This is a genomic window from Mesorhizobium sp. WSM4828 (genome assembly GCF_055811175.1).
In genome coordinates this window covers 300,349-321,684 of sequence record NZ_JBVVQK010000003.1, presented here as the reverse complement: position 1 = coordinate 321,684, position 21,336 = coordinate 300,349, and the positions used below count along the sequence as shown (strand labels likewise).

The 21,336-nt window shown below is 62.3% G+C and carries 25 protein-coding genes and 1 other RNA gene; 17 read left to right on the top strand and 9 right to left on the bottom strand.

From position 1 onward, the window contains the following. Positions 1-28 precede the first annotated feature (28 nt). The 5 genes from AC0L2X_RS06290 (at position 29) to AC0L2X_RS06270 (ending at position 6,684) form a co-directional block, all read left to right on the top strand. Entirely contained in the window at positions 29-1,054 is a 1,026-nt protein-coding gene (locus tag AC0L2X_RS06290; RefSeq protein ID WP_352489246.1) for a MotA/TolQ/ExbB proton channel family protein, read from the top strand. A gap of 1 nt (position 1,055) precedes the next feature. Next, positions 1,056-2,087, top strand: coding sequence for a peptidoglycan -binding protein (locus AC0L2X_RS06285; protein WP_352465687.1), 1,032 nt, complete (start codon positions 1,056-1,058; stop codon positions 2,085-2,087). 268 nt (positions 2,088-2,355) lie between these two features. Beyond that, entirely contained in the window at positions 2,356-2,754 is a 399-nt protein-coding gene (locus AC0L2X_RS06280) for a hypothetical protein (protein WP_473599421.1), read from the top strand. A gap of 211 nt (positions 2,755-2,965) precedes the next feature. Beyond that, entirely contained in the window at positions 2,966-4,450 is a 1,485-nt protein-coding gene (locus tag AC0L2X_RS06275; protein ID WP_473599420.1) for a carboxypeptidase M32, read from the top strand. A 206-nt stretch (positions 4,451-4,656) separates the two neighbouring features. Next, a complete protein-coding gene (locus AC0L2X_RS06270) occupies positions 4,657-6,684 on the top strand; it encodes a DUF3857 domain-containing protein (RefSeq protein ID WP_473599419.1) in 2,028 nt (675 codons plus the stop codon). Positions 6,685-6,710: 26 nt separating this feature from the next. Here the strand turns inward: AC0L2X_RS06270 and AC0L2X_RS06265 are convergent, their stop codons facing one another. After that, positions 6,711-8,513: an ABC transporter transmembrane domain-containing protein gene (locus AC0L2X_RS06265; RefSeq protein WP_473599418.1), complete on the bottom strand. Its 1,803-nt coding sequence runs from the start codon at positions 8,511-8,513 to the stop codon at positions 6,711-6,713. A gap of 204 nt (positions 8,514-8,717) precedes the next feature. On the opposite strand from AC0L2X_RS06265, the gene rpmE reads away from it, so the two are divergent. Then, a complete protein-coding gene (gene rpmE, locus AC0L2X_RS06260) occupies positions 8,718-8,939 on the top strand; it encodes a 50S ribosomal protein L31 (protein ID WP_006327661.1) in 222 nt (73 codons plus the stop codon). Positions 8,940-9,006: 67 nt separating this feature from the next. On the opposite strand, the gene AC0L2X_RS06255 is transcribed toward rpmE, so the two are convergent. Next, a complete protein-coding gene (locus tag AC0L2X_RS06255) occupies positions 9,007-9,648 on the bottom strand; it encodes a TetR/AcrR family transcriptional regulator (protein ID WP_473561905.1) in 642 nt (213 codons plus the stop codon). A 112-nt stretch (positions 9,649-9,760) separates the two neighbouring features. Between AC0L2X_RS06255 and AC0L2X_RS06250 the strand changes: the two genes are divergently transcribed. After that, complete coding sequence (locus tag AC0L2X_RS06250) at positions 9,761-10,594, top strand: NAD(P)H-binding protein (protein WP_473599417.1); 834 nt, start codon at positions 9,761-9,763, stop codon at positions 10,592-10,594. 1 nt (position 10,595) lies between these two features. Further along, positions 10,596-11,075: an anthrone oxygenase family protein gene (locus AC0L2X_RS06245; RefSeq protein WP_473561908.1), complete on the top strand. Its 480-nt coding sequence runs from the start codon at positions 10,596-10,598 to the stop codon at positions 11,073-11,075. A gap of 25 nt (positions 11,076-11,100) precedes the next feature. On the opposite strand, the gene AC0L2X_RS06240 is transcribed toward AC0L2X_RS06245, so the two are convergent. The 3 genes from AC0L2X_RS06240 to AC0L2X_RS06230 form a co-directional block, all read right to left on the bottom strand. Next, entirely contained in the window at positions 11,101-11,409 is a 309-nt protein-coding gene (locus AC0L2X_RS06240; protein WP_352703906.1) for an Rdx family protein, read from the bottom strand. Continuing rightward, complete coding sequence (locus AC0L2X_RS06235) at positions 11,406-12,155, bottom strand: YebC/PmpR family DNA-binding transcriptional regulator (protein ID WP_473561910.1); 750 nt, start codon at positions 12,153-12,155, stop codon at positions 11,406-11,408. The genes AC0L2X_RS06240 and AC0L2X_RS06235 overlap by 4 nt, the downstream gene beginning before the upstream one ends. 235 nt (positions 12,156-12,390) lie before the next feature. Next, positions 12,391-12,714: an ArsR/SmtB family transcription factor gene (locus AC0L2X_RS06230; protein WP_473561912.1), complete on the bottom strand. Its 324-nt coding sequence runs from the start codon at positions 12,712-12,714 to the stop codon at positions 12,391-12,393. 51 nt (positions 12,715-12,765) lie between these two features. Here AC0L2X_RS06230 and AC0L2X_RS06225 point away from each other — a divergent pair, with 51 nt between their 5' ends. Genes AC0L2X_RS06225 through AC0L2X_RS06210 form a run of 4 tightly spaced genes read left to right on the top strand, consistent with a single transcriptional unit; the run spans position 12,766 to position 14,590 of the window. Then, complete coding sequence (locus AC0L2X_RS06225) at positions 12,766-13,248, top strand: SRPBCC domain-containing protein (protein ID WP_473561914.1); 483 nt, start codon at positions 12,766-12,768, stop codon at positions 13,246-13,248. A 28-nt stretch (positions 13,249-13,276) separates the two neighbouring features. Beyond that, a complete protein-coding gene (locus AC0L2X_RS06220; RefSeq protein WP_473561916.1) occupies positions 13,277-13,669 on the top strand; it encodes a VOC family protein in 393 nt (130 codons plus the stop codon). 55 nt (positions 13,670-13,724) lie between these two features. Then, positions 13,725-14,087, top strand: coding sequence for a VOC family protein (locus AC0L2X_RS06215; protein ID WP_473561917.1), 363 nt, complete (start codon positions 13,725-13,727; stop codon positions 14,085-14,087). Positions 14,088-14,119: 32 nt separating this feature from the next. Next, a complete protein-coding gene (locus AC0L2X_RS06210) occupies positions 14,120-14,590 on the top strand; it encodes an SRPBCC family protein (protein WP_473561919.1) in 471 nt (156 codons plus the stop codon). Positions 14,591-14,815: 225 nt separating this feature from the next. On the opposite strand, the gene AC0L2X_RS06205 is transcribed toward AC0L2X_RS06210, so the two are convergent. The 4 genes from AC0L2X_RS06205 to ssrS all read right to left on the bottom strand — a co-directional run bounded on the left by AC0L2X_RS06205 (position 14,816) and on the right by ssrS (position 17,440). After that, complete coding sequence (locus AC0L2X_RS06205) at positions 14,816-15,580, bottom strand: TerC family protein (protein ID WP_023678035.1); 765 nt, start codon at positions 15,578-15,580, stop codon at positions 14,816-14,818. 70 nt (positions 15,581-15,650) lie between these two features. Further along, complete coding sequence (locus AC0L2X_RS06200; protein WP_023678036.1) at positions 15,651-16,475, bottom strand: TIGR00282 family metallophosphoesterase; 825 nt, start codon at positions 16,473-16,475, stop codon at positions 15,651-15,653. 81 nt (positions 16,476-16,556) lie between these two features. Further along, positions 16,557-17,144, bottom strand: coding sequence for a 5-formyltetrahydrofolate cyclo-ligase (locus tag AC0L2X_RS06195; RefSeq protein ID WP_473561921.1), 588 nt, complete (start codon positions 17,142-17,144; stop codon positions 16,557-16,559). Between the two features lie 140 nt (positions 17,145-17,284). Next, positions 17,285-17,440, bottom strand: a non-coding RNA gene (gene ssrS, locus AC0L2X_RS06190) — 6S RNA. A 178-nt stretch (positions 17,441-17,618) separates the two neighbouring features. On the opposite strand from ssrS, the gene AC0L2X_RS06185 reads away from it, so the two are divergent. The 5 genes from AC0L2X_RS06185 to AC0L2X_RS06165 all read left to right on the top strand — a co-directional run bounded on the left by AC0L2X_RS06185 (position 17,619) and on the right by AC0L2X_RS06165 (position 21,336). Next, a complete protein-coding gene (locus AC0L2X_RS06185) occupies positions 17,619-18,458 on the top strand; it encodes an AAA family ATPase (protein WP_473561923.1) in 840 nt (279 codons plus the stop codon). Between the two features lie 117 nt (positions 18,459-18,575). Continuing rightward, a complete protein-coding gene (locus AC0L2X_RS06180) occupies positions 18,576-19,022 on the top strand; it encodes a GNAT family N-acetyltransferase (protein WP_473561925.1) in 447 nt (148 codons plus the stop codon). A gap of 16 nt (positions 19,023-19,038) precedes the next feature. Continuing rightward, the gene (locus AC0L2X_RS06175; protein WP_473599416.1) at positions 19,039-19,320 is read left to right on the top strand and encodes a type II toxin-antitoxin system HicB family antitoxin; all 282 of its coding nucleotides are present in this window, start codon (positions 19,039-19,041) and stop codon (positions 19,318-19,320) included. Positions 19,321-19,323: 3 nt separating this feature from the next. Beyond that, entirely contained in the window at positions 19,324-20,514 is a 1,191-nt protein-coding gene (locus AC0L2X_RS06170) for a vWA domain-containing protein (RefSeq protein WP_473561928.1), read from the top strand. Further along, positions 20,515-21,336 (top strand): MBL fold metallo-hydrolase, encoded by an 822-nt coding sequence (locus AC0L2X_RS06165; protein ID WP_473561931.1) that lies wholly within the window; start codon positions 20,515-20,517, stop codon positions 21,334-21,336. It begins immediately after the preceding gene.

Genomic DNA, 21,336 nt, shown 5'->3' with positions numbered 1-21,336 from the left:
CGGCGACGGCATCGGAAACGGGGCACGGATGACTCTTCTCAGATCCTTCGGCATGGGCAGGCGCTCCGACGTTCTGATCTACGATCCGCACAAATTGTCGAGCCCGCAGGTGTTCCTGCTGACCATGGTGATCTTTCTCTTCATCGTGGCCTTTATCGCTGCCATCCTGACCCGCCAGATCTCGACCGCCTTCGTCACCAATCCCGGCCTCAACGGCCTGATCATCGGCGTGCTGGCGGTCGGCATTCTGCTGGCCTTCGTCCAGGTCGGCCGGCTGTTCCGCGAGGTGCGCTGGGTCAACTCGTTCCGCGCCGGTTCCGAAACCACCGAACCGGTGCTGCTGGCGCCGATGAAGGCGATGATCGGCCGCTCGTCGACGATTGCCTTCTCGACCAGTTCGATGCGCACCATGCTGGATTCGATCGCCACCCGCCTCGACGAAAGCCGCGACACGTCGCGCTACCTTGTCGGACTGCTGGTGTTCCTCGGCCTGCTCGGCACCTTCTGGGGCCTGCTCAACACGATCGGCTCGATCCGCGAAACCATCGAGTCGCTCGATCCCGGCACCGGCGATGCCGCCGCCGTGCTCGAATCCCTGAAGCAGGGGCTTTCCGCTCCGTTGGCCGGCATGGGCACCGCCTTCTCGTCCTCGCTGTTCGGCCTCTCCGGCTCGCTGGTGCTCGGCTTCCTCGACCTGCAGGCCGGCCGCGCCCAGACGCGCTTCTATACCGAACTCGAGAACTGGCTGTCCTCGGTCACCGACCTGTCATCCGACATCGTCGTTGCCGACGCAGTCAAGACCGAACCCTCCGAGGAAATCCGGCTGTTGTCGGAAAAGCTGCGCACGCTGCAGGAGAATGGCGGCAGCTCCAATCCGCGCGTCGCCACCGCCATGGCCAATCTCGCCGACGGCATTTCCGGCCTGGTCAAGAACATGCGCTCGGAACAGCAGATCATGCGCGACTGGGTCGAGGCCCAGTCCGACGAGCAGAAGGCGATGCGCAATACGCTGGAGAAGATCGCCGACGCCTTGAAGAAGCCTGGAGTGCATTGACGTGGCGTTGGCACGAGGCCGGCGCTCCGACCGCCGCATCGATTACTGGCCGGGCTTCGTCGATGCGCTGTCGACGCTGCTGCTGGCGATCATGTTCCTGCTCACGGTTTTCGTGCTGGCGCAGTTCCTGCTCGGCCGCGAGATCTCCGGCAAGGACACGGTGCTCAACCGCCTCAATTCGCAGATCAACGAGTTGACCCAGCTTCTGGCGCTGGAGCGCTCGACGACGCAGGACAAGGAGGACACCCTTGCCAATTTGCAGGCATCGCTGTCCGCATCGGAGGCGGAAAAGAGCCGGCTCGAGCAATTGCTGGCGCAAGGCGCCGGTGCCGGCGACGCCGCCAACCAGCGCGCAACGGCACTTTCCGGCGAGCTCGACAGCCAGCGCCAGATCAGCCAGCAGGCGCTAAGCCAGGTCGAGATCCTCAACCAGCAGATTTCGGCGCTGCGCAAGCAGATCGCAGCGCTCGAACAAGCGCTCGACGTGTCCGAAACGCGCGACCGCGAATCCAACACCAAGATAGCCGATCTCGGCCGCCGCCTCAACGTCGCACTCGCGCAACGCGTGCAGGAGCTGAACCGCTACCGCTCCGATTTCTTCGGCCGCTTGCGTGAAATTCTCGCCGACCGCGAGAACATCCGCATCGTCGGCGACCGCTTCGTCTTCCAGTCGGAAGTGCTTTTCCCGACCGGCTCCGAAGTGATCAACGATGCCGGCAAGGTCGAGATGAAGAAGCTCGCCGATGCCATCATCGAATTGCAAAAGGAGATCCCGCCGGAGATCAACTGGGTGCTGCGCGTCGACGGCCACACCGACAACAAGCCGCTCTCCGGCACCGGCCGCTACCGCGACAATTGGGAATTGTCGACGGCGCGCTCGACATCGGTGGTCAAGTTCCTGATCGAGAACGGCGTGCCGGCCAACCGGCTGGTCGCGGCCGGCTTCGGCGAATTCCAGCCGCTCGACCCCGCCGATACCGAAGAGGCGCGCAACAAGAACCGCCGCATCGAGCTGAAGCTGACCGAGCGGTGATCCGCAACCATTCGAATTGCGCCATGCTTCGGATCGGGGCCGGCCGAAGCGGCGGGGCCATCTAGGACACCGGCGCGGCGCCGGCAAGGCCCGAAGAAATTACCTTTTTTTGATTACAATTTGCCGCGACGCGTCACTAGCTTTTTGGCAAGGGGGCCGGGAACCGCCGGCGATGCCTCCCACATCGCGACGCGACGGGACCTGACGGCCCGCGGCCGGAAGGCAGGACCACCCAACCATCGCCTTCCCCAGTAAAGGAGACGCAACCATGCGCTTCTTCGCTCCCAGGAATCTCAGGACTGCTACGCTCGCCACAGTTCTCCTCGCCGTTCCGTTTGCCGGCGCTTACGCCGGCCCGCGTGAGACGGCCTTGATCAATCAGATCAAGAGCGTGGAGACGGGTATCCAGGGCGCCATCCGGGCGAACAAGCTCGAGCCGGGCGAGGCGCGCGACTTGCGCACGCAACTCGCTCAGCTCGATCGGGCCGCCCAGAGGGCTGCGCGCGACGGAACGATGCCGAGCACGCAATATCAGCAGTTGGTAGCGCAGTTCGACGATGTCAGCCAAAAGCTGCGCGCGGCTACCGGCAGTGCCTTCCTGATCGGCAACGGCGCCGATGGCGGATACTATCCCAACGGCTACGGCCCAATCTATCCAGGCGGCTGAAATCGGCCGCGGTCCCCGGCACTGTGGCAATTGATTTTGCGCATGATCCTTTTCCAGCTCGGTTCAGGGATCATGCGCTAGCCCAACGCCAGCGCAATCAGCGCCAGCACCGCCGGCACCGCCGGCACCGGATCGGTCGCGGACGGCTTTCGGGGTTGCCAACAGTTTTGCATTGGTATCTTTTCCCGCCGTCAAATCAGCGGAACCCACAATGTCCTTTCAAAAACTCGACGACCTCGGCCACAAGCTCGAAGCGCTGGAGCACGCCCTCGCCATCCTCGGCGCCGACGAGGCGACCCATATGGCGGTCGGCGGCGGCGAGAAGCGCGCGGAGGCAATGTCGGCGCTTGCCGGCATGCACCATGCCCGGGCGACTGCGCCGGAGATTGCCGACTGGATCGCGGCGGCCGAGCAGGAGACGCTGAACGAAGAGCAGCAGGCCGCGGTCAGGGAATTCCGCCGGCAATACACCAACCTGACCTGCCTGCCGGTCGAGTTCGTCGAGCGCCAGACGACCGCGCGCATGCGCTCCGAGCAGCTCTGGCGCGACCTGCGCGCCAAGAACGACTGGGCCGGCTTCCTGCCGGCGCTCGAAGGCGTCGTGGCGCTGGTCCGCGAGGAGGCGGCACTTCGTGCCGAGGCGCTCGGGCTCGAGCCTTACGACGCGCTGATGGAGCAATATGACCCGGGCAATCGCACCGCCGACATCACGCCGGTGTTTGCCGAGTTGAAGGCCTTCCTGAAAGACTTCGTACCGGAGGCACTGGCTGTGCAGGAAGAGCGGCTGGCGAAACATCCGCTGAAGCCGCTTTCCGGCAGCTATCCCGTGGACAAGCAGCGCGAACTCGGCCTCGCCATGATGGCGGCGGTCGGTTTCGACCTCACCCACGGCTCGTTGTCGGTTTCTCACCATCCGTTCTGCGGCGGCGTGCCGAGCGACGTGCGCATCACCACCCGCTACAAGACCTCGGATTTCCTGTCGGCGCTGATGGGCGTGCTGCACGAGACCGGCCATGCGCTGTACGAGCAGAACCTGCCGAAGGCGTGGGCGCACTGGCCGCTCGGCAAAGCGCGCGGCATGGCGGTGCATGAAAGCCAGAGCCTGTTCGTCGAAAAGCAGATCGGCCGCAATCCAGAATTCTGGCGCTGGGCTCTGCCAGTGGTCGAAAGGCACCTTGGCGAGAGCTGGACGATCGACGACATCCTGCCGCATGTGCACCGGGTCGAGCGCGGCCTCATCCGCGTCGATGCCGACGAGGTCACCTATCCGCTGCACGTCATCCTGCGCTACGAGCTGGAGCAGGAGCTTGTCTCGGGGCGGTTGGAGGCAGCCGACCTGCCTGAAGCCTGGGATGCCAAGATGCGCGATTATCTCGGCCTGTCGACATCAGACAATCCGGCGGATGGTCCGATGCAGGACGTCCACTGGCCGGGTGCCGCCTTCGGCTATTTCCCCTCCTACACGCTGGGCGCCATGATGGCGGCGCAGCAATGGGCGGCGCTGACCAGAGATCATCCTTCAGCCGACGAAGACCTCGCCAAGGGAGATTTCGCCGCGATCAACGACTGGCGCCGCAAACGGATCTGGTCGCAAGGCTCGCGCTGGTCGACGCCGGAATTGCTCGAACGCGCCACCGGCGAAAAGCTCAATGCCGTGCATTTCACCGACCATCTGAAGAAGCGGTACGGGAACTGAGCCGCTTCATCTATTCCCGGTTCTTGCCGCGGTGACTGCAGAAATCCGCGAAACTGGCCTTTACTTTGGTGGGAAAGCCTCTGAAAAAGGAGTTCTTGCAAGTTGGGCGAGCGTAGATGTCTGTCTGTTACAGTTTTCATAGGATGAAGTCTTTCTGGCCCCGCTTGGTATTTTTCATCTTATTGATCGGCCTGAGTTCTCCGGCCATGTCCGACGACATGGTTCTCAAGGGTCCGGCAGAAAGCTGGGTAAAGCAGCTTGATATTCCGCCTGCCGACCCCACCCGATCGGATCAAATCAAGAATGGCGTTTCATGGCTGCTCTCGGACGACCAGATCAAGCATCGTGCCGGCGGCTACGTCGAGTACTCGCGCACCGTCTATAAGATCGTCGACCGTCCCGGCCTGGATCGTGGCGCGAGTATCGATCTGCAGTTCGATCCGTCCCGGCACAAGGTCACGCTCAACCATCTTCACATCATCCGCGATGGTGGCGTTCTGGACCGGCTGGAAGGCGTCCAATTCGACATCTTCCGCAGGGAAAGAGACGCCGAGAAAGGCGTCTTCGACGGCTGGCTGACAGCACATGTCAACATCGATGACGTGCGCGCCGGCGACATCGTCGATTACGGGTCGACCTACGAAGTAACGCCGCTGGTCGGCAAGGATCTTTTCTTCAAGAATTTCTCCACCGAATGGGAAGAGCCGGTAGCGCTTATCCGCACAAGCATCATCTGGCCTTCGGCCCAGCCGCTCGAGATCAAGACAAGGGGAACCCGTCTTAAGCCCTCAATCTCCCCGACTGGACCGGACACCACCTATCTATGGGAAATTCCAAACCCGAAACCGGTCAATGTCGAGGATAACCTGCCCGTGACCTATCCAGGCTGGGGCTCCATCGATGTCGCGTCTACCGCGAATTGGCAAAGTGTGGTCGATGCTGTTGCGCCCTATTACAAGCCAGCGACCGTTTTTCCCTCGGCTTTTGCCGCAAAGCTCGACGACATCGCTCTGCGGCATCCGGTGCCCGAAGACCGGATGGTCGAGGCAATGCGGTTGGTGCAGGACCAGATCCGCTATGTAAGCCTGTCGATGGGTGCCGGTTCCTACGTTCCGCGTGATCCCGCGACGGTCATCCTGAGCGGGTTTGGTGACTGCAAGGACAAGGCCCTGCTGCTGGTTTCGTCGCTTGTGCGGCTTGGCATTGCTGCCGAGGTCGCCTTGGCCGATCTCGATGAGGGAAGGGCCCTGGACCAGCATCTGCCGGCGCTTCGCGATTTCGACCATGCCATCGTCAAGGCAAGGATCGGAGCAAAGACATATTGGCTGGACGCCACGAACTATCTTCAGGGCGGCAGGGCGCACAATCTCGCACAGCCGGACTACGGCTTCGCGCTGCCGCTTTCCAGCACCGGCGGGTTGGAGAAGATGCCGGTGCCTGTGCTTACCAGCCCATCGATCCAGATCGCCGAGGAATTCGACTTTCCGCCGAAACCGGGCGATCCCCTCGTGCTGACCGTCTTCTCGACATATGAGGACGCCGATGCCGATTGGATGCGCGGCAATTTCGCCAGCCGGTCGCTGAGCGAGGTGTCGGACGCCTACCTGAAATACTACAACAAGCAATATCCGGGCATCCAAACCATCGCCAAGCCGGAAATCGTGGATCGCCGCGATGGCAACATAGTGAGCGTGAAGGAAAGTTATCGCTTGCCGGCGGAGGCGCTGGCGGCCAACGATCTGGCAAAAAATTTCCCGATCCGCGCGGCCGATCTCGGCAACAGCTCTTTTCCAACCCCGACAATCGTCGACCGGACCGGGCCCGTCTCCCTCGGCCCCCAGTTCTACCGCCGCCACAAGGTGACCGTGCGCAACCTCAAGGCGAGATTTTCCGGCGAGTCGATGAAAAACGTCGTGACGCCCTATCTGTCTCTCAAGGCGTCCTGGTCCAACACGCCCACCGAATTTCAAGTTGAATGGAACTTTCAGACGCTGGCAACTGAAGTGCCGGCGAAGGCGATTGCCGATTATCTGAAAACCGTCGATGAGGTCGCAGACCAAATTCGCTGGCAGTACGATTTTACCTATGAAGAGCCGCCTGCCGATGTGCAGCTCAGCGATCCGGCAAAGGAGCAGCGACAGACGGTCGCCAGCATGCTTTTGTTGTCGTTGCTTGTCGGCGTTCCCCTGTTCATCGCCTATCGACGCGGCAAACGCCGAGCTTTCGGTAGCTGAAGAATCCCGGCGGCCGCGGGCGGACGCTACTCGGCCGCGCCCCTGAAAGCATTCGCCCCGGTATCGAACTGCAGCTTGGCCAGCCGCGCATAGATGCCGCCCTTGGCGACCAGGCTCTGATGCGTGCCTTCCTCGACGATGCGGCCACCATCCATGACCAGGATGCGATCGGCCTTCAGCACGGTTGCCAGCCGATGGGCTATGACGATCGTGGTGCGGCCCTGCATCAGCCGGTCCAGCGCCGTCTGCACCAGCGTCTCGCTTTCGGCATCGAGCGCCGAGGTCGCCTCGTCGAGCAGCAGGATGGGCGCATCGCGCAAAATGGCGCGGGCGATCGCCACGCGCTGGCGCTGGCCGCCCGACAGCGTCACCCCGCGCTCGCCGACCTGGCTGTCATAGCCCTTTTCGAGTTTCAGGATGAACTCGTCGGCAAGCGCGTCCTTCGCCGCCGCCTCGATCTCGGCCTGGCTGGCGCCAGGCCGGCCAAAGCCGATATTGTCACGCGCGCTCGCCGCAAAGATGGTGACGTCCTGCGGCACGATGGCGATGCGCGCGCGGATCGCGGCCGGATCGGCCTCGCGCAGATCGACCCCGTCGATGACGATCCTGCCGGCCTCCGGATCGTAGAAGCGCAGAAGCAGCGAAAACACCGTACTCTTGCCGGCGCCGGATGGCCCGACGATCGCCAGCGTCTCACCGGGTTTGACCTGAAAGCTCAGGCCATGGACGGCGGCGCGGTCGGGCCGGGCCGGATAGGAGAAGGAAACATCGTCGAAGCTGATCGCGCCTCTCGCCTTTGCCGGCAGCGGCTTCGGATCGGCGGGCGCCTGGATCGCGGGTTTCTCGGCCAGGATCTCGGTCAGCCGTTCGGCAGCGCCCGCTGCCTGGGACAGTTCACCCCAGACCTCCGACAAGGCGCCGAGCGCGCCGGCGGCGAACACCGAATAGAGCAGGAATTGGCCAAGCGTGCCTGGCGACAGCGTGCCGTCGAGCACGTCGCGCGAACCGAACCACAGCACCGCCACCACCGAGGAAAAGATCATGAAGATGGCGAAGAAGGTGAGAAAGGAGCGGGCAAAGATCGAGGCCCGCGCCGCTTCGAACGCTGCCTCCACGGCGGATGAAAAATACCTGGTTACAAGCTTCTCGTTGGTGAAGGCCTGCAGGGTGCGCACCGCGCCGATCTGCTCGCTGGCATAGGCGGTGGCATTGGCCAGTGTATCCTGCGCCAGCCGTGACTTGCGCCGCACCGAGCGGCCGAAGGCGACCAGCGGCAACACGATTAGCGGAATGGCCGCGATGACCAGGCCGGACAGTTTTGGGCTGGTGACGACCATCATCGCCACGGCGCCAAGGCCGAGGATGACGTTGCGCAGCGCCACCGAGGCGGTAGCGCCGACGGCGGATTTGACCTGTGTCGTGTCGGCGGCGAGCCGCGAGACGATCTCGCCCGACTGGGCCGTATCGAAGAACGAGGGCGACAGCGTGGTGACGTGAGCAAAGACATCGCGGCGGATATCGGCAACGACGCGCTCGCCGAGCGTGATGACGAAATAGTAGCGGCTGGCCGACGCCGCCGCCAGCACGGCGGCCATCACCACCAGCATGGCGAAATATTCGGCAATGAAGCTGGAATCGGAAGCGGAAAAGCCGTGATCGATCATACGCCGCACGGCCAGCGGCAGCGCCAGTGTCGTCGCCGCAGCGACGGCTAGCGAGATGATCGCGCCGATGACCATTTTGCGGTAATGGGTGATGTAGGGAAACAGGCGCTGCAGCGGCCTCAGCGAGCGCCTGCGCTCGTCTGCATCGCCGCTGATGTTCGCCATGACCGTTTCCTTTGGCCCTTTGAGGTTTGCGCCATCAATATGCGCTCGCCGCGGCCTTGTGATTCAATTCCGGCTGATGTATAGGCTCGCCGACCGTTTTAGAAGCCGTGGCTCCTCAATAGCTGCGGCTTCGAGTTTTAAAAAGGGGCGCATCGACGCAGGCTTCAGCCCGTCGGCAGCACCCGGCAAGCCAGGAACAGACCCATGAAGACCGACATCCATCCCGACTACCACACCATCAAGGTCGTCATGACCGACGGCACCGAATACATGACCCGTTCGACGTGGGGCAAGGAAGGCGATACGATGAACCTCGATATCGACCCGACCACCCACCCGGCCTGGACCGGCGGCCAGCAGACCCTGCTCGACCGCGGTGGCCGCCTGTCGAAGTTCAAGAAGCGCTTCGAAGGTTTCGGCCTTTAAGCCGCAGGCCTTTCGTACATCGAAAACCCGCCCCTCGTGGCGGGTTTTTTGTTGCCTAGGTGCGGCCCTACTGGTCGAGCAACTCCCTGAGCGCCATCCGCTTGTACGCCGCAACCAGCCGGTCGCCTTCCTGCCGCCCGACCGAGATCGCCAGCCGCATTGCGGCCTCGCCCATCTGCCAGATGAGAAATGCCGTCGTTTCCAGTGCTTCCGGATCGGCGGACGGCCGCAACCGCTTCAGCACGGCAGTGAGGAATTCGGCATTGGCCCGGCTGTCGGCGAGCTCAAGTTCGCGCAACGCCTTGTCGGCCTGCGTGCCCGACCAGATATCGCGCATCACCGGCTCCGCCAGGAACATTCCGTAGTAGATATCCACCAGTTCCGAAAATGCCCGGCGCAGGCCTTCGGCGTCATTGACCTCGGCCAGTGCTGCCGCAATGCAGGCCTGGCTTTCGGCGGTGTAGCGTTCGGCCAGCGCCCAGATGATCGCCCTCTTGTCCGGAAAGAACTGGTAGAGGGAGCCGATCGACACGCCGGCCCTCTCTGCAACCCCGCCCATGCGCATCGCATCGCTACCTTGCTCGGCGATCAGCGCCGAGGCGGCGGCCAACATGCGCTCGACCCGCTCGCGGCTGCGCTGCTGGCTCGGCGCCCGGCGCGGCGATGCGATCTGGCCGTCCTGTGAATCCGATACGGCAGAGCCTTCCATCACTGTCTCCAGACGAACAATCAACAAATTGGCTTGACTCGCAAAATACGAGGGTTTATCACGTTTTGCAAATGTGAGGATTACTCACATTTGGAAAACGGAGGAAACCGAAATGACTGACACGACATCGAAACCAATTCTGATACTCGGCGGCACCGGAAAAACCGGCCGCCGCCTTGCCGAGCGGCTGACCGCGCATGGCACGCCGGTGCGGATCGGTTCGCGCTCCGGCAGCCCAAGCTTCGACTGGGAAATTCCGGCGACCTGGGGCCCGGCCTTGCAAGGAGTGAGTGCCGTCTACATCAGCTACTACCCCGACATTGCCGTGCCGGGCGCCGCCGAAGTCGTCGACGCCTTCGCCCGGCTCGCCTTGGCCAACGGTGTCACCCGGCTGGTGCTGCTGTCAGGCCGAGGCGAGACCGAAGCCCAGCGCGCCGAAGAGATGCTGAAAACCTCGGGCGCTGACTGGACGATCCTGCGCTGCGCCTGGTTCTCGCAGAATTTCAGCGAAGGTTTTCTCGTCGAGTCCTTGCTGGAAGGCGAGGTGGCCTTGCCGGTCAGCAATGTCGGCGAGCCGTTCGTCGATGCCGACGACATCGCCGAAGCCGCCTTCGTCGCGCTGACCGAGCCAGGCCATGTCGGAGAGCTCTATGAACTGACCGGGCCGCGGCTGCTGAGCTTCGCCGACGCGGTCGCCGAGATCGGCAGGGCCGCCAGCCGCGACATTCCCTTCAAGCAGATTTCACATGCCGAGTTCACCGTCGCCATAGCCGAGCACGGATTGCCGGCCGAGTTCGCCTGGCTGCTTAACGAGCTGTTCACCGAAGTGCTCGACGGCCGCAACGAGTCGCTGACCGACGGCGTCCAGCGCGTGCTCGGCCGCGCCCCAAAAGACTTTTCCGCCTACGCAACCGAAACCGCCGCCACGGGCATCTGGAGGAACTGACATGATCATGAAACTGCTTCCCACCCTCACCTTCGTCGCTGCCATTGGCTCAGGCGTTGTCGGCGGCGTTTTCTTCGCCTTCTCCAACTTTGTCATGCCGGCGCTCGCCCGCTTGCCTGCCGGAGGCGGCATCGCGGCCATGAATTCGATCAACATCACCGTGATCACGCCGGCTTTCATGACCGCGCTTTTCGGCACCGGGCTGGTCTGTCTTGTCCTTGCCGCCGGCGCTCTTATCGGCTGGAGCCAACCGGGTGCATTCTGGCTCCTCGCCGGCGCCCTGATCTACCTCATCGGCAACCCGATCGTGACGATGATGTTCAACGTGCCGCTCAACAACGCCCTGGCGGCCGTGGATCCGGCAAGCGCCAACGGCGCCGCGGTATGGGCCACCTATCTCAGGGACTGGGTGATGTGGAACCATGTCCGCACCATCACCGCTATCGTGGCGCTGGGCTGCTTCATCTTCGCATGGCGGTGAATGCAGGACGGAAGTGTAAAAGGCCTCAGGCAGGGTCTTTTGGCTTATGGCCCTTGCGGTCGGCATGGCCGAGATCGCGATCCGGATCGATGACGTCGCGAACCAGCTGCTTGAGCTTTGCGGCGTCGGGAAAACCGCCGTCACGCTTGCGGTCCCAGACCAGCGTGTCATTGCAGGAAATGGTGAAGATGCCGCCGGTGCCGGGCACCAGCGTCACTTCGCCGAGATCGGTGCCGAAGGTGGACAACAGCTCCTGCGCCATCCAGCCGGCCCTGAGCAGCCACAGGCACTGGGTGCAATAGGTGATGCGGACGGTGGGCGCCTGTTCGCTCATGCCGCGCTGAGCTTCGCCAAGGTCTCCTCGTCGACCTCGAAGTTGGCGTAGACGCTCTGCACGTCGTCGTCGTCCTCGAGCGTCGCGACCAGCTTCATCAGCGATTGTGCCCGCTCCTCGTCGACCGCGATATTGGTCTGCGGCTTCCAGATCGGCTTCACCGATTCAGCCTCGTCGAGCGCGCCTTCCAGCGCCTTCGACACTTCGCCGAGATTCTCGAAGGCGCAGTAGATCGTGTGGCCTTCCTCGTCCGACTGGACGTCGTCGGCGCCAGCCTCGATCGCTGCGTCCATCACCTTCTCGGCGCTGCCGGCCGATGCCGGATAGTAGATCTCGCCGACGCGGTCCCACATAAACGAAACCGAGCCGGTCTCGCCCATCGCCCCGCCGGCCTTGGTAAAGGCGGCGCGCACATTCGACGCCGAGCGGTTGCGGTTGTCGGTCAGCGCCTCGACGATCAGCGCGACGCCGCCCGGCCCGTAACCCTCGTAGCGAACGGCTTCGTAGGTCTCGGCATCGCCCATCGACGCCTTGTTGATGGCGCGCTGGATATTGTCCTTCGGCATCGACACCGCCTTGGCGTTCTGCACCGCAAGGCGCAGGCGCGGATTCATCGATGGATCGGGCGTGCCGCTCTTGGCGGCGACGGTGATTTCGCGCGCCAGCTTGGAAAACATTTTCGACCGCACCGCATCCTGGCGGCCCTTGCGGTGCATGATGTTCTTGAACTGTGAATGGCCAGCCATGGCACCCCTGTCGTCTTCTCGGCTAGAGCATCTGCCGCCTGGTGAGCCACCCGGCATCTTGCAAAATGCTCGAATTCAAAATTTCAGAACGTCCTGCTGCGTCCTGACGGACGGACGGCGTTCTCTGTCGGAATGGCCGGCTTATAGATAAATCGGCTCAATTCGTCCAGCCGCGCCATTGCTGCCGGCACGCAAGGGTTTCAAGACCCGAAAATCGGCAGGCTTCGGCAACCTTTCATCCCTCAAGATCGGATTTCAGCCGGTCGAGGATGCTGACCGCGTGCGTGGCATATTGGCTGATCCAGCGATCGTGGATGTGCTTGATCGGCAGCGCGTTGAGATGGTTCCAGCGCTCGCGCCCCTCGCGCCGTGCCACCACCAGGTCGGCCTCCTCCAGCACCTTCAGGTGCAACATGACCGTGCAGCGGTCCATATCTGGGAAGGCATCGCACAACATGCCGGTGGTCTGCGGCGCATCCTTCAGCCGGTCCAGCAACGCACGCCGGCGCGGATGCGCCAGCGCCTTGAAAACATTGTCGTCTCGCGATTGGCTTGACATGTTATATTTCTATAACATATCGTTAACCCGTTCAAGAAAGGAGCTGTGGATATGTCTCTTGGATTCAGGGTTTCGGGCCGCATCGGCAAACCGGTCGCCGAAGTCTTCGATGCTGTCGTCAATCCGAAGAAGCTCAGCGGCTATTTCACCACCATCGGCGGCGCCAGCGCACCGCTGGTGGCGGGCGCCGGCGTCGTCTGGTGGGGCAAGGTCCCGGTCGAGGTTGACGAGGTGAAGAAAGACAGCCGCATCGTGCTGCGCTGGGATGCCACCGACGCCGACGGCAAGCCAGCCTACAAGACCCGCATCGAGATGAATTTCGAACCGCTCGACGATGGCGGCACCTTCGTCACCATCGCCGAAACCGGCTGGCACGAGGACGCGGTCGGCCTGAAGAAGTCCTACCTCAATTGCGAGGGCTGGTCGCAGATGCTGGCCTGCATGAAGGCCTATGTCGAATACGGCATCAATCTGCGCGACGGCTATTACCGCAGCGAGATGAAGGGCGAGCCGGCCAACGAGAACAACATCTGAAAAGCCACCAAGATGACGGAGGCCTGCGATGAAGCAAGTGACGCCATTTCTGATATTCGAGGGCAAGGCCGAAGAGGCAATGACCTTCTATTGCGAGACGATCCCCGACAGCAGCGTCCTTGACGTCACACGTTACGGCTCCGGCGAAGACGGCCCGGAAGGAACGGTCAAGCTGGCGCGCGTGTCCATAAGCGGTCTGGAAGTGATGGTCTACAACAGCCCCGTGCACCATGCCTTCACGTTCACGCCGTCGGTCTCGCTGTATGTGGATTGCTCCACGGAGGCAGAGCTGAACGGCATTGTCGAGGCCCTGGCCAAGGACGGCAAATTTCTGATGCCGCTGGACAATTATGGTTTCAGCCGCCGGTTTGCATGGCTCAACGACAGGTTCGGAGTCTCCTGGCAAATCAATTTGGCATAGCGGGTTCTGGACCGAACCGGCCAATCGAACCTGAACACGGCAATGGAGCCAGCAAATGACCCCGAAGATCACCGGCGGCGTCAACATCGCCATGAAAGTCCCGCCGCATCAATACGAGGCGACGATCGCCTTCTATCGCGACGTCGTCGGCCTGAAGCCATTCACGGCCAAGGCGCCGGCCGTCGGCTTCGAACTCGGTCCCAATCGGCTGTGGATCGACGAAGCACCGATGCTTAGCCAGGCGGAGATCTGGCTGGAGCTGTTCACCGATGATTTTCCGGCCGCTGCGGAGCATCTCGCCAAGGCCGGCGTCGTGCGCTGCGACGCCATCGAGGCACTCGGTGACGGCTTCCGCGGCGGCTGGATTACCAATCCGGCCAACATCATTCACCTCGTGCGCGAACCCGATGCCTGGTGAACAGGCCGCAGTGCCGTGAAAAGGAGGACGCTATGGAAATCCGTGAAACACCGACCGCCGAAGCCGGCATGCTGATAAGGCGGCCGGTCGCAGACGTATTCGAAGCCTTCGTCGATCCGGCGATCACGACGAAGTTCTGGTTCACCCATGGCAGCGACAGGTTGGACAGCGGCGAGGAAATCCGTTGGGAATGGCGCATGTATGGCGTCTCGACGACGGTCAATGTCAGTGAGATCGTCGAAAACAAGAAGATCGTCATGCAATGGAGCGATCCGCCGACCACGGTCGTGTGGACTTTCGCCGAAATGCCGGGCGGCACGACCTTTGTCGAGGTCCGCAATTTCGGCTTTGCCGGCAGCCCCGATGAGCAGGTCAAGCAGGCGATCGATTCGACCGGCGGTTTTGCGCTGGTGCTCGCCGGCGCCAAGGCGTGGCTGAAGCAAGGCCTGACGCTCAACCTGATCGGCGACCGCCATCCGAAGGGCCTACACTCGTCATCCTAGGGCGGAGCAAGGAGCGAAGCGACGCGCGTAGACCCTAGGATCCATGCCGCGACGCCGACGTATCGCCGCGCATCAGGATGAAACACCCAGAAGTCCGACGACTAACCGTTAGCCGCTACTCAATTCTGCAACGCTGCATTCTTCGGTATGGGTAGCGGCATGGATCCTAGGGTCTGCGCTCCGCTTCGCGTCGCTCGGCCCTAGGATGACGAGGTGATGTAAACATCAGTGCCCACCGCCCTTTGCCTTCTTCCGCCGCCGCGCCAGCATGTTGAGCCCTTCGACCAGTGCCGAAAAACCCATGGCGGCGTAGATGTAGCCTTTCGGCACGTGGTAACCCATGCCGTCGGCGATCAGCGTCATGCCGATCATCAGCAGGAAGCCGAGGGCCAGCATGACGATGCTGGGATTCCTGGCGATGAAATCGGCCAGCGGCCCGGCCGCCAGCATCATCACGCTCACCGCCACGATCACCGCGATGTACATGATCGCGATCTCGTCGGTCATGCCGACCGCGGTGATGATCGAGTCGATCGAGAAGACGAGGTCGAGCAGCAATATCTGGAAAATGGCGCCGGCCAGCGACAGCTGCAGTGTCTCGCCCATCATCGTGTCCTGGTGATCATCGAGATCGACCGTGTGGTGGATCTCCTTGGTCGCCTTCCAGACGAGGAACAGGCCGCCGGCGATTAGGATCAGGTCGCGCCATGAAAAGCCGTGGCCGAAGGCGGTGAATATCGGCGTCGTCAGCTGGACGATGATCGAGATGGTGGCCAGCAGGATCAGCCGCATCACCAGCGCGGCGGAGATGCCGAGCCGCCGGGCGCGGGCTCGCTGCGCTACCGGCAATTTGTTGGTCAAAATCGAGATGAAGATCAGATTGTCGATGCCGAGCACGACCTCCAGCACGATCAGCGTCAGCAGCGCGACCCATGCCGTCGGGTCGGAGACAAAGGCGAAATGCGGCGCCAGGAATTCGACTAGCTGCATGGAGGTCGTCCCCTCTACGATCTAGAGCAGTTTCGCCGGCAATTGGGTATTGTAAGCGTCCATATCAATGTCACGACCAGAAGGATGGAGCCGTTTCCTCCAGCCGCGGGCCGCGGCGAAACGGCGCGATCCGTTCGGTCAGGCCGCTACGGTCGGAAATGTCGACGCCGACGCCGCACAATGTCGCCGGCCCGGTCGATGCCTCGAAGCGGCCTTTCGGCACTTTGGACAAAAACCGGTTGAGCGGCTCCTCCTTGTCCATGCCGAGCGAGGAATCGTAATCGCCGCACATGCCGGCATCGGAAATATAACCGGTGCCGCCATTGAGGATCTGGTGATCGCCGGTCGGCTGGTGCGTATGGGTGCCGACAACAAGGCTGGCACGGCCGTCGACGAAATGGGCGAAGCACATTTTTTCCGAGGTCGCCTCAGCATGAAAATCGATGACGATCGCATCGGCCTGCTCACCAAGCGGACAAGCGGCAAGTTCGCGCTCGCCGGCCTGGAACGGATCGTCGAGCTCGGGATGCATGAACACCCGGCCCATGATGTTGGCGACCAGCACGCGCGCGCCGTTCCTGGCGATGTAGACGCCTGAGCCGCGCCCCGGCGTACCCTTGGGGAAATTGGACGGACGCAGGAAGCGCTCTTCGCGCGGCGCGAAAATCAGCGCATCGCGCTGGTCCCAGACATGGTTGCCAGTGGTGACGACATCGGCGCCGGCCGAGATCGTCTCACGAAAAATCTCCTCGGTGATGCCGAAGCCGCCGGCGGCGTTCTCGCCATTGACGATGACGAAGTCGAGTTTGAAATCCGAGATCAGGCCGGGCAGTTGTTCCCACACCGCCGTACGTCCTGTCTTGCCGACCATGTCGCCGAGGAAGAGAAGTCTCATATAAGCGTGATCCCGAACCGAAGGTCAGCGAAGCAAAAAGCTGCATGACTTTCGGAAAAGATCATGCGTCCAGGAACTTATCTACAATTTCGGCGCGAACCGGCGCAACCCGCTCTCGGTGAGTATTTCCGGAATGATCATGTCATGCGGCTCGTCCGGCACCAGTGCCACCTCCTGGCAGTCGAAGGCAATGCCGATCAGCCGCGGCTGCTGCCCCTTGTCGGCCAGCCGCGCGATCGCCCGGTCGTAATAGCCGGCGCCGTACCCGATGCGGTGGCCGCGCGCATCGAAGGCCGCAAGCGGCACCAGCATAATCTGCGGATCGAGCACCTCGGCTTCCTCATGCGGCCCGACGGTGCCGAAGCCCATGTCGATCATCGGCGCGCCGCGTACCAGCTCGCGAAAAACGATGGTGGTCTTGTCCAGGATGGCCGGCAGGCAGAGCCTTGCCCCCTTTTCGCGCAAGGCGAACATCAGCGGCCGGACGTCGACTTCCGAGCGCATCGGCCAGAAGCCTGAGACGATCTGGCCCGGCTCGACCGTTAACCGGTCGCGCGCCGTCTCCGCCATTTCGAGTGCTGCCTCCACCCGCCAGAAAGGATCGAGCGCGTCGCGGCGCCCGAGAGCTTGGTTGCGGAGACTTTTTTTCAGGTCTTTTGGGGATGTCATGCGCCGACGATAGAAAAGGTCAGATTTGGATGGAGTTTTACGAGCGACGTTTTGGAGGAGCGGCGCGAACCGCACAAAGCGGCGCGACGACAAGAATCCGCCAGATGGCCTTTTCGATACCAGATGGCCTTTTCGATAGGTGACGATCCACACAACCGGTGGAGAGAGCGATCCCGGGAACCTACAAAGTAGGTGGGCGCCGTATGAGAAAACCCACGGGTCTTCCCAGGGACAGCTCCCTAGGGATCATTAAGGCCCCGGGGAAAATGTTCTCCTGCCGGGAAGCGCAGACCGTCCCCGCCAATATAGGCAGATGGCAGACTAAGCGCCAGAGAGACGACATGTTTCGGCGCTTAAATCGACGCAGACCCCCCTCGACGAGGGCCGCGCCCGCAAGATCCCCCGCCTTGCCAGCGGCGCCTTGCACAGCGAAGGCAGCGTCCTTAGGGTCGCGCGATGAACCCGGGAGCAAAAATGCGTTTCGAAGGCACGGCAGCCTATGTTGCCGACAAGGATCTGATGGTGGCAGTCAACGCGGCGATCGCGCTGGAGCGGCCATTGCTGGTCAAGGGCGAGCCCGGCACCGGCAAGACCGAACTTGCCCGTCAGGTGGCGGCAGCGCTCGGCCTGGATCTGATCGAATGGCATGTCAAATCGACCACACGGGCGCAGCAGGGTCTCTATGAATATGATGCCGTCTCGCGGCTGCGCGACAGCCAGCTCGGCGACGAGCGCTTCAACGACATTCGCAATTACATCAAGCGCGGCAAATTATGGGATGCCTTTGCCGCCGGCAAGAAAGTCGTGCTTCTGATCGACGAGATCGACAAGGCCGATATCGAGTTCCCCAACGATCTGTTGCAGGAACTGGATAGGATGGAGTTCTTCGTCTACGAGACCGGCGAGACCATCCATGCCACCGTCCGGCCCATCGTCATCATCACCTCCAATAACGAGAAAGAGCTGCCGGACGCCTTTCTGCGCCGCTGCTTTTTCCACTACATCCGCTTTCCCGACGTCGAGACGCTGCACAAGATCGTCGACGTGCACTATCCCGGCATCAAGCAGAACCTGGTGCGCGCCGCACTCACGCAATTCTACGAAATCCGCGACGTGCCGGGCCTGAAGAAGAAGCCGTCGACCTCCGAGGCACTCGACTGGATCCGCCTGCTGGTCGCCGACGACATCGCGCCCGAGGACCTGCGCGCCGACCCGAAAAACGCGCTGCCGAAACTGCATGGCGCGTTGCTGAAGAACGAACAGGACGTGCATCTGTTCGAGCGCCTGGCCTTCATGGCGAGACGGCAAGGGTGAAGGGCCGGTCAGTCGAAGCCGACGAAAGCCGCCGGACAGCGCTTTCCCGTCGCTGGACCGTTGCCCTTGGCCAGGCACGGAGGCAGCGTCGGGTGGCCGAGTTCAGAGGGAAATGAAATGACCGAGATCACCGTCCGCCCATTGGCGCAATCCGACCATGCCGACTGGCGGCGCCTGTGGACCGCCTACCTCACCTTCTACGAAACCAAGCTGCCGGAAGCGGTTTACGCCGTCACCTGGAAGCGGCTGTTCACGGCGGGCGAGTTCGAGCCAAAAGGTTTCATCGCCACCCTCGACGGCAAGGCCGTCGGCCTGACGCACTATCTCTACCATCGCTCCTGCTGGTCGGAGATAAACAATTGCTATCTGCAGGACCTGTTCGCCGACCCCGATGTGCGCGGCAAGGGCGTCGGCGCCGCCCTGATCGAAGCGGTCAAGCAGGAAGCCGGCAAGATCGGCGTCAAGAACGTCTACTGGATGACCCACGAGACCAACACCACCGCACGCAAGCTCTACGACCACGTGGCGCGGCGCACTGGCTTCATCGAATATGATTTGATGTGATGGCTAGACTGGCCGGATGGATTTGAGGTCAAACTGCATGAAGCATTATGTCGGAATTCTCGACGGCGCAGACGATGTCTGGGGGGTGCGAGTTCCCGACCTCCCAGGTTGCCACGGAGGCGGCGCAAGCCCCGAGGAAGCAATCGCCGACGCGACGTCCGCCACACGCGAATGGGTCGAAGCACGTATTGCAAAGCACCTAACCATACCCAACCCAAGTACGGTAGCGGATTTGCTGCGATCCGGCGAAATCGCCAGATCCGGGGGTGAATCCGCCGTGATCGTGGGGCACAGATAGCAATTGCTCATCCCCTTCTTCCTCGAACTGAAGGCAGCGCGGGTTCCGGTCTCGCTCCGCGAATATCTGTCGCTGCTGGAGGGGTTGGAAGCCGGGCTGGTCGACTATGATGTCGAGGGCTTTTACTATCTCGCCCGCGCGGCGCTGGTGAAGGACGAGCGCCACATCGACCGCTTCGACCAGGTCTTTTCGCACATCTTTAAAGGTGTCGAGGCGCTGGCCGGCGAAAAGCCGGTCGATGTCGCAAATATCCCGGAGGAATGGCTGCGGAGGCTCGCCGAAAAGCACCTGACCGACGAGGAGAAGAAACTGGTCGAGGCGCTGGGCGGCTTCGAAAAGCTGATGGAGACGCTGAAGAAGCGGTTGGAGGAGCAAAAGGGCCGGCATCAGGGCGGTTCGAAATGGATCGGCACCGGTGGCACCTCGCCCTTCGGTGCCTATGGCTACAATCCCGAAGGCGTGCGCATCGGCCAGCACGAAAGCCGCAACCGCCGCGCGGTAAAAGTCTGGGACAAACGCGAGTTCAGGAATTTCGACGATGCCGTCGAACTCGGCACCCGCAACATCAAGGTCGCGCTGAAGCGGTTGCGCCGCTGGGTGCGCGAAGGCGCCGAAGAGGAATTCGACCTGCCCGGCACCATCCACGCTACCGCCGAGCACGGTTATCTTGACGTTAAGACACAACCCGAGCGTCGCAATGCCGTGAAGCTGCTGATGTTCTTCGATGTCGGCGGCTCGATGGACGACCATATCAGGAGTGTCGAGGAGCTGTTTTCGGCCGCCCGCGCCGAGTTCCGCCAGCTCGAGTATTTCTATTTCCACAACTGCCTCTACGAAGGGGTGTGGAGGGACAATCGCCGCCGCCATGCCGAGGTGATTCCGACGTCCGATCTCCTCCATAAATACGGCCCCGACTACAAGGTGATCGTCGTCGGCGACGCCTCGATGAGCCCCTATGAGATCGCCCAACCCGGCGGCTCGGTCGAGCACTGGAACAAGGAGGCCGGCGCCGTCTGGCTCGGCCGGTTGCTGCAGCAATGGCCAAACGCGGTATGGCTCAACCCCGAAGCCGAGAAAAACTGGGGTTTTACCCGTTCGATTGCCATGATCCGCGATATCTTTGGCGGCCGCATGTTTCCGCTGACACTCGCCGGCCTCGAAGCCGCGACGAAGCAACTTTCAAGGAAGCACTGAATGGATGCACGCAAAACAGGACGGTCAACCTGTTTCCTTTGCCTGCAATGCGGTGTCCAGTTCGCGGCGACAGCGACGCCGCCGCAACATTGCCCGATCTGCGAGGACGAGCGGCAATATGTGCGCTGGGAGGGCCAGGCCTGGATCACGCCGGAAGAGCTCGCCGCCGGGCATCGGGTCGTGATCAAGGAGGATGCCGGCGTGCTCGCCTTCGGCATCGAGCCGCGCTTCGCCATCGGCCAGCGGGCGTTGCTGGCGCAAACGCCGCACGGCAATGTGCTGTGGGACTGCATCTCGATGGTCAGCGACGAGGCGGTGGCGGAGATCAACCGCCGGGGCGGCCTGGCCGCCATCGCCATTTCGCACTGCCACTATTATTCGGCAATGGTCGAATGGAGCGAGGCGTTTGGCGCCGTGCCGATTTATCTGCACGCCGATGATCGTCAGTGGATCATGCGGCCGCATCCGGCGATCATCAGCTGGGAGGGCGAGACGCGCGCCATAAACCCGTCGCTTACGCTCATCCGCTGCGGCGGCCACTTTGCCGGTGGCCAGGTGCTGCACTGGAGGCACGACGGCGGCAGTGCCATCCTGGCCGGCGACATCCTGCAGGTGACGCCGACGCGCCGTCATGTCAGCTTCATGTACAGCTATCCGAACTATATCCCGCTCAACGCGACGAAAGTGCTCGGCATCAAGGCCGCGCTTGAGCCTTTCGCGTTCGACCATATCTACGGCGCATGGTGGAGCCAGAACGTCATCGGAGATGCAAAGGCGGCATTTTCAGCATCGGTTGCGCGCTATCTCGCGGCCATCGCCTGA

What these genes read in the sequence shown, in the direction of transcription:
- AC0L2X_RS06240 (WP_352703906.1), bottom strand. Translation starts at nt 11,409, where the DNA reads ATGAGCGAACAGGCGCCCACCGTCCGCATCACCTATTGCACCCAGTGC.
- AC0L2X_RS06270 (WP_473599419.1), top strand. Translation starts at nt 4,657, where the DNA reads ATGTCCGACGACATGGTTCTCAAGGGTCCGGCAGAAAGCTGGGTAAAG.
- AC0L2X_RS06265 (WP_473599418.1), bottom strand. Translation starts at nt 8,513, where the DNA reads ATGGCGAACATCAGCGGCGATGCAGACGAGCGCAGGCGCTCGCTGAGG.
- AC0L2X_RS06220 (WP_473561916.1), top strand. Translation starts at nt 13,277, where the DNA reads ATGAAGCAAGTGACGCCATTTCTGATATTCGAGGGCAAGGCCGAAGAG.
- AC0L2X_RS06195 (WP_473561921.1), bottom strand. Translation starts at nt 17,144, where the DNA reads ATGACATCCCCAAAAGACCTGAAAAAAAGTCTCCGCAACCAAGCTCTC.
- AC0L2X_RS06235 (WP_473561910.1), bottom strand. Translation starts at nt 12,155, where the DNA reads ATGGCTGGCCATTCACAGTTCAAGAACATCATGCACCGCAAGGGCCGC.
- AC0L2X_RS06255 (WP_473561905.1), bottom strand. Translation starts at nt 9,648, where the DNA reads ATGGAAGGCTCTGCCGTATCGGATTCACAGGACGGCCAGATCGCATCG.
- AC0L2X_RS06225 (WP_473561914.1), top strand. Translation starts at nt 12,766, where the DNA reads ATGTCTCTTGGATTCAGGGTTTCGGGCCGCATCGGCAAACCGGTCGCC.
- AC0L2X_RS06175 (WP_473599416.1), top strand. Translation starts at nt 19,039, where the DNA reads ATGGATTTGAGGTCAAACTGCATGAAGCATTATGTCGGAATTCTCGAC.
- AC0L2X_RS06200 (WP_023678036.1), bottom strand. Translation starts at nt 16,475, where the DNA reads ATGAGACTTCTCTTCCTCGGCGACATGGTCGGCAAGACAGGACGTACG.
- AC0L2X_RS06250 (WP_473599417.1), top strand. Translation starts at nt 9,761, where the DNA reads ATGACTGACACGACATCGAAACCAATTCTGATACTCGGCGGCACCGGA.
- AC0L2X_RS06210 (WP_473561919.1), top strand. Translation starts at nt 14,120, where the DNA reads ATGGAAATCCGTGAAACACCGACCGCCGAAGCCGGCATGCTGATAAGG.
- rpmE (WP_006327661.1), top strand. Translation starts at nt 8,718, where the DNA reads ATGAAGACCGACATCCATCCCGACTACCACACCATCAAGGTCGTCATG.
- AC0L2X_RS06290 (WP_352489246.1), top strand. Translation starts at nt 29, where the DNA reads ATGACTCTTCTCAGATCCTTCGGCATGGGCAGGCGCTCCGACGTTCTG.
- AC0L2X_RS06165 (WP_473561931.1), top strand. Translation starts at nt 20,515, where the DNA reads ATGGATGCACGCAAAACAGGACGGTCAACCTGTTTCCTTTGCCTGCAA.
- AC0L2X_RS06180 (WP_473561925.1), top strand. Translation starts at nt 18,576, where the DNA reads ATGACCGAGATCACCGTCCGCCCATTGGCGCAATCCGACCATGCCGAC.
- AC0L2X_RS06245 (WP_473561908.1), top strand. Translation starts at nt 10,596, where the DNA reads ATGATCATGAAACTGCTTCCCACCCTCACCTTCGTCGCTGCCATTGGC.
- AC0L2X_RS06215 (WP_473561917.1), top strand. Translation starts at nt 13,725, where the DNA reads ATGACCCCGAAGATCACCGGCGGCGTCAACATCGCCATGAAAGTCCCG.
- AC0L2X_RS06185 (WP_473561923.1), top strand. Translation starts at nt 17,619, where the DNA reads ATGCGTTTCGAAGGCACGGCAGCCTATGTTGCCGACAAGGATCTGATG.
- AC0L2X_RS06275 (WP_473599420.1), top strand. Translation starts at nt 2,966, where the DNA reads ATGTCCTTTCAAAAACTCGACGACCTCGGCCACAAGCTCGAAGCGCTG.
- AC0L2X_RS06280 (WP_473599421.1), top strand. Translation starts at nt 2,356, where the DNA reads ATGCGCTTCTTCGCTCCCAGGAATCTCAGGACTGCTACGCTCGCCACA.
- AC0L2X_RS06205 (WP_023678035.1), bottom strand. Translation starts at nt 15,580, where the DNA reads ATGCAGCTAGTCGAATTCCTGGCGCCGCATTTCGCCTTTGTCTCCGAC.
- AC0L2X_RS06230 (WP_473561912.1), bottom strand. Translation starts at nt 12,714, where the DNA reads ATGTCAAGCCAATCGCGAGACGACAATGTTTTCAAGGCGCTGGCGCAT.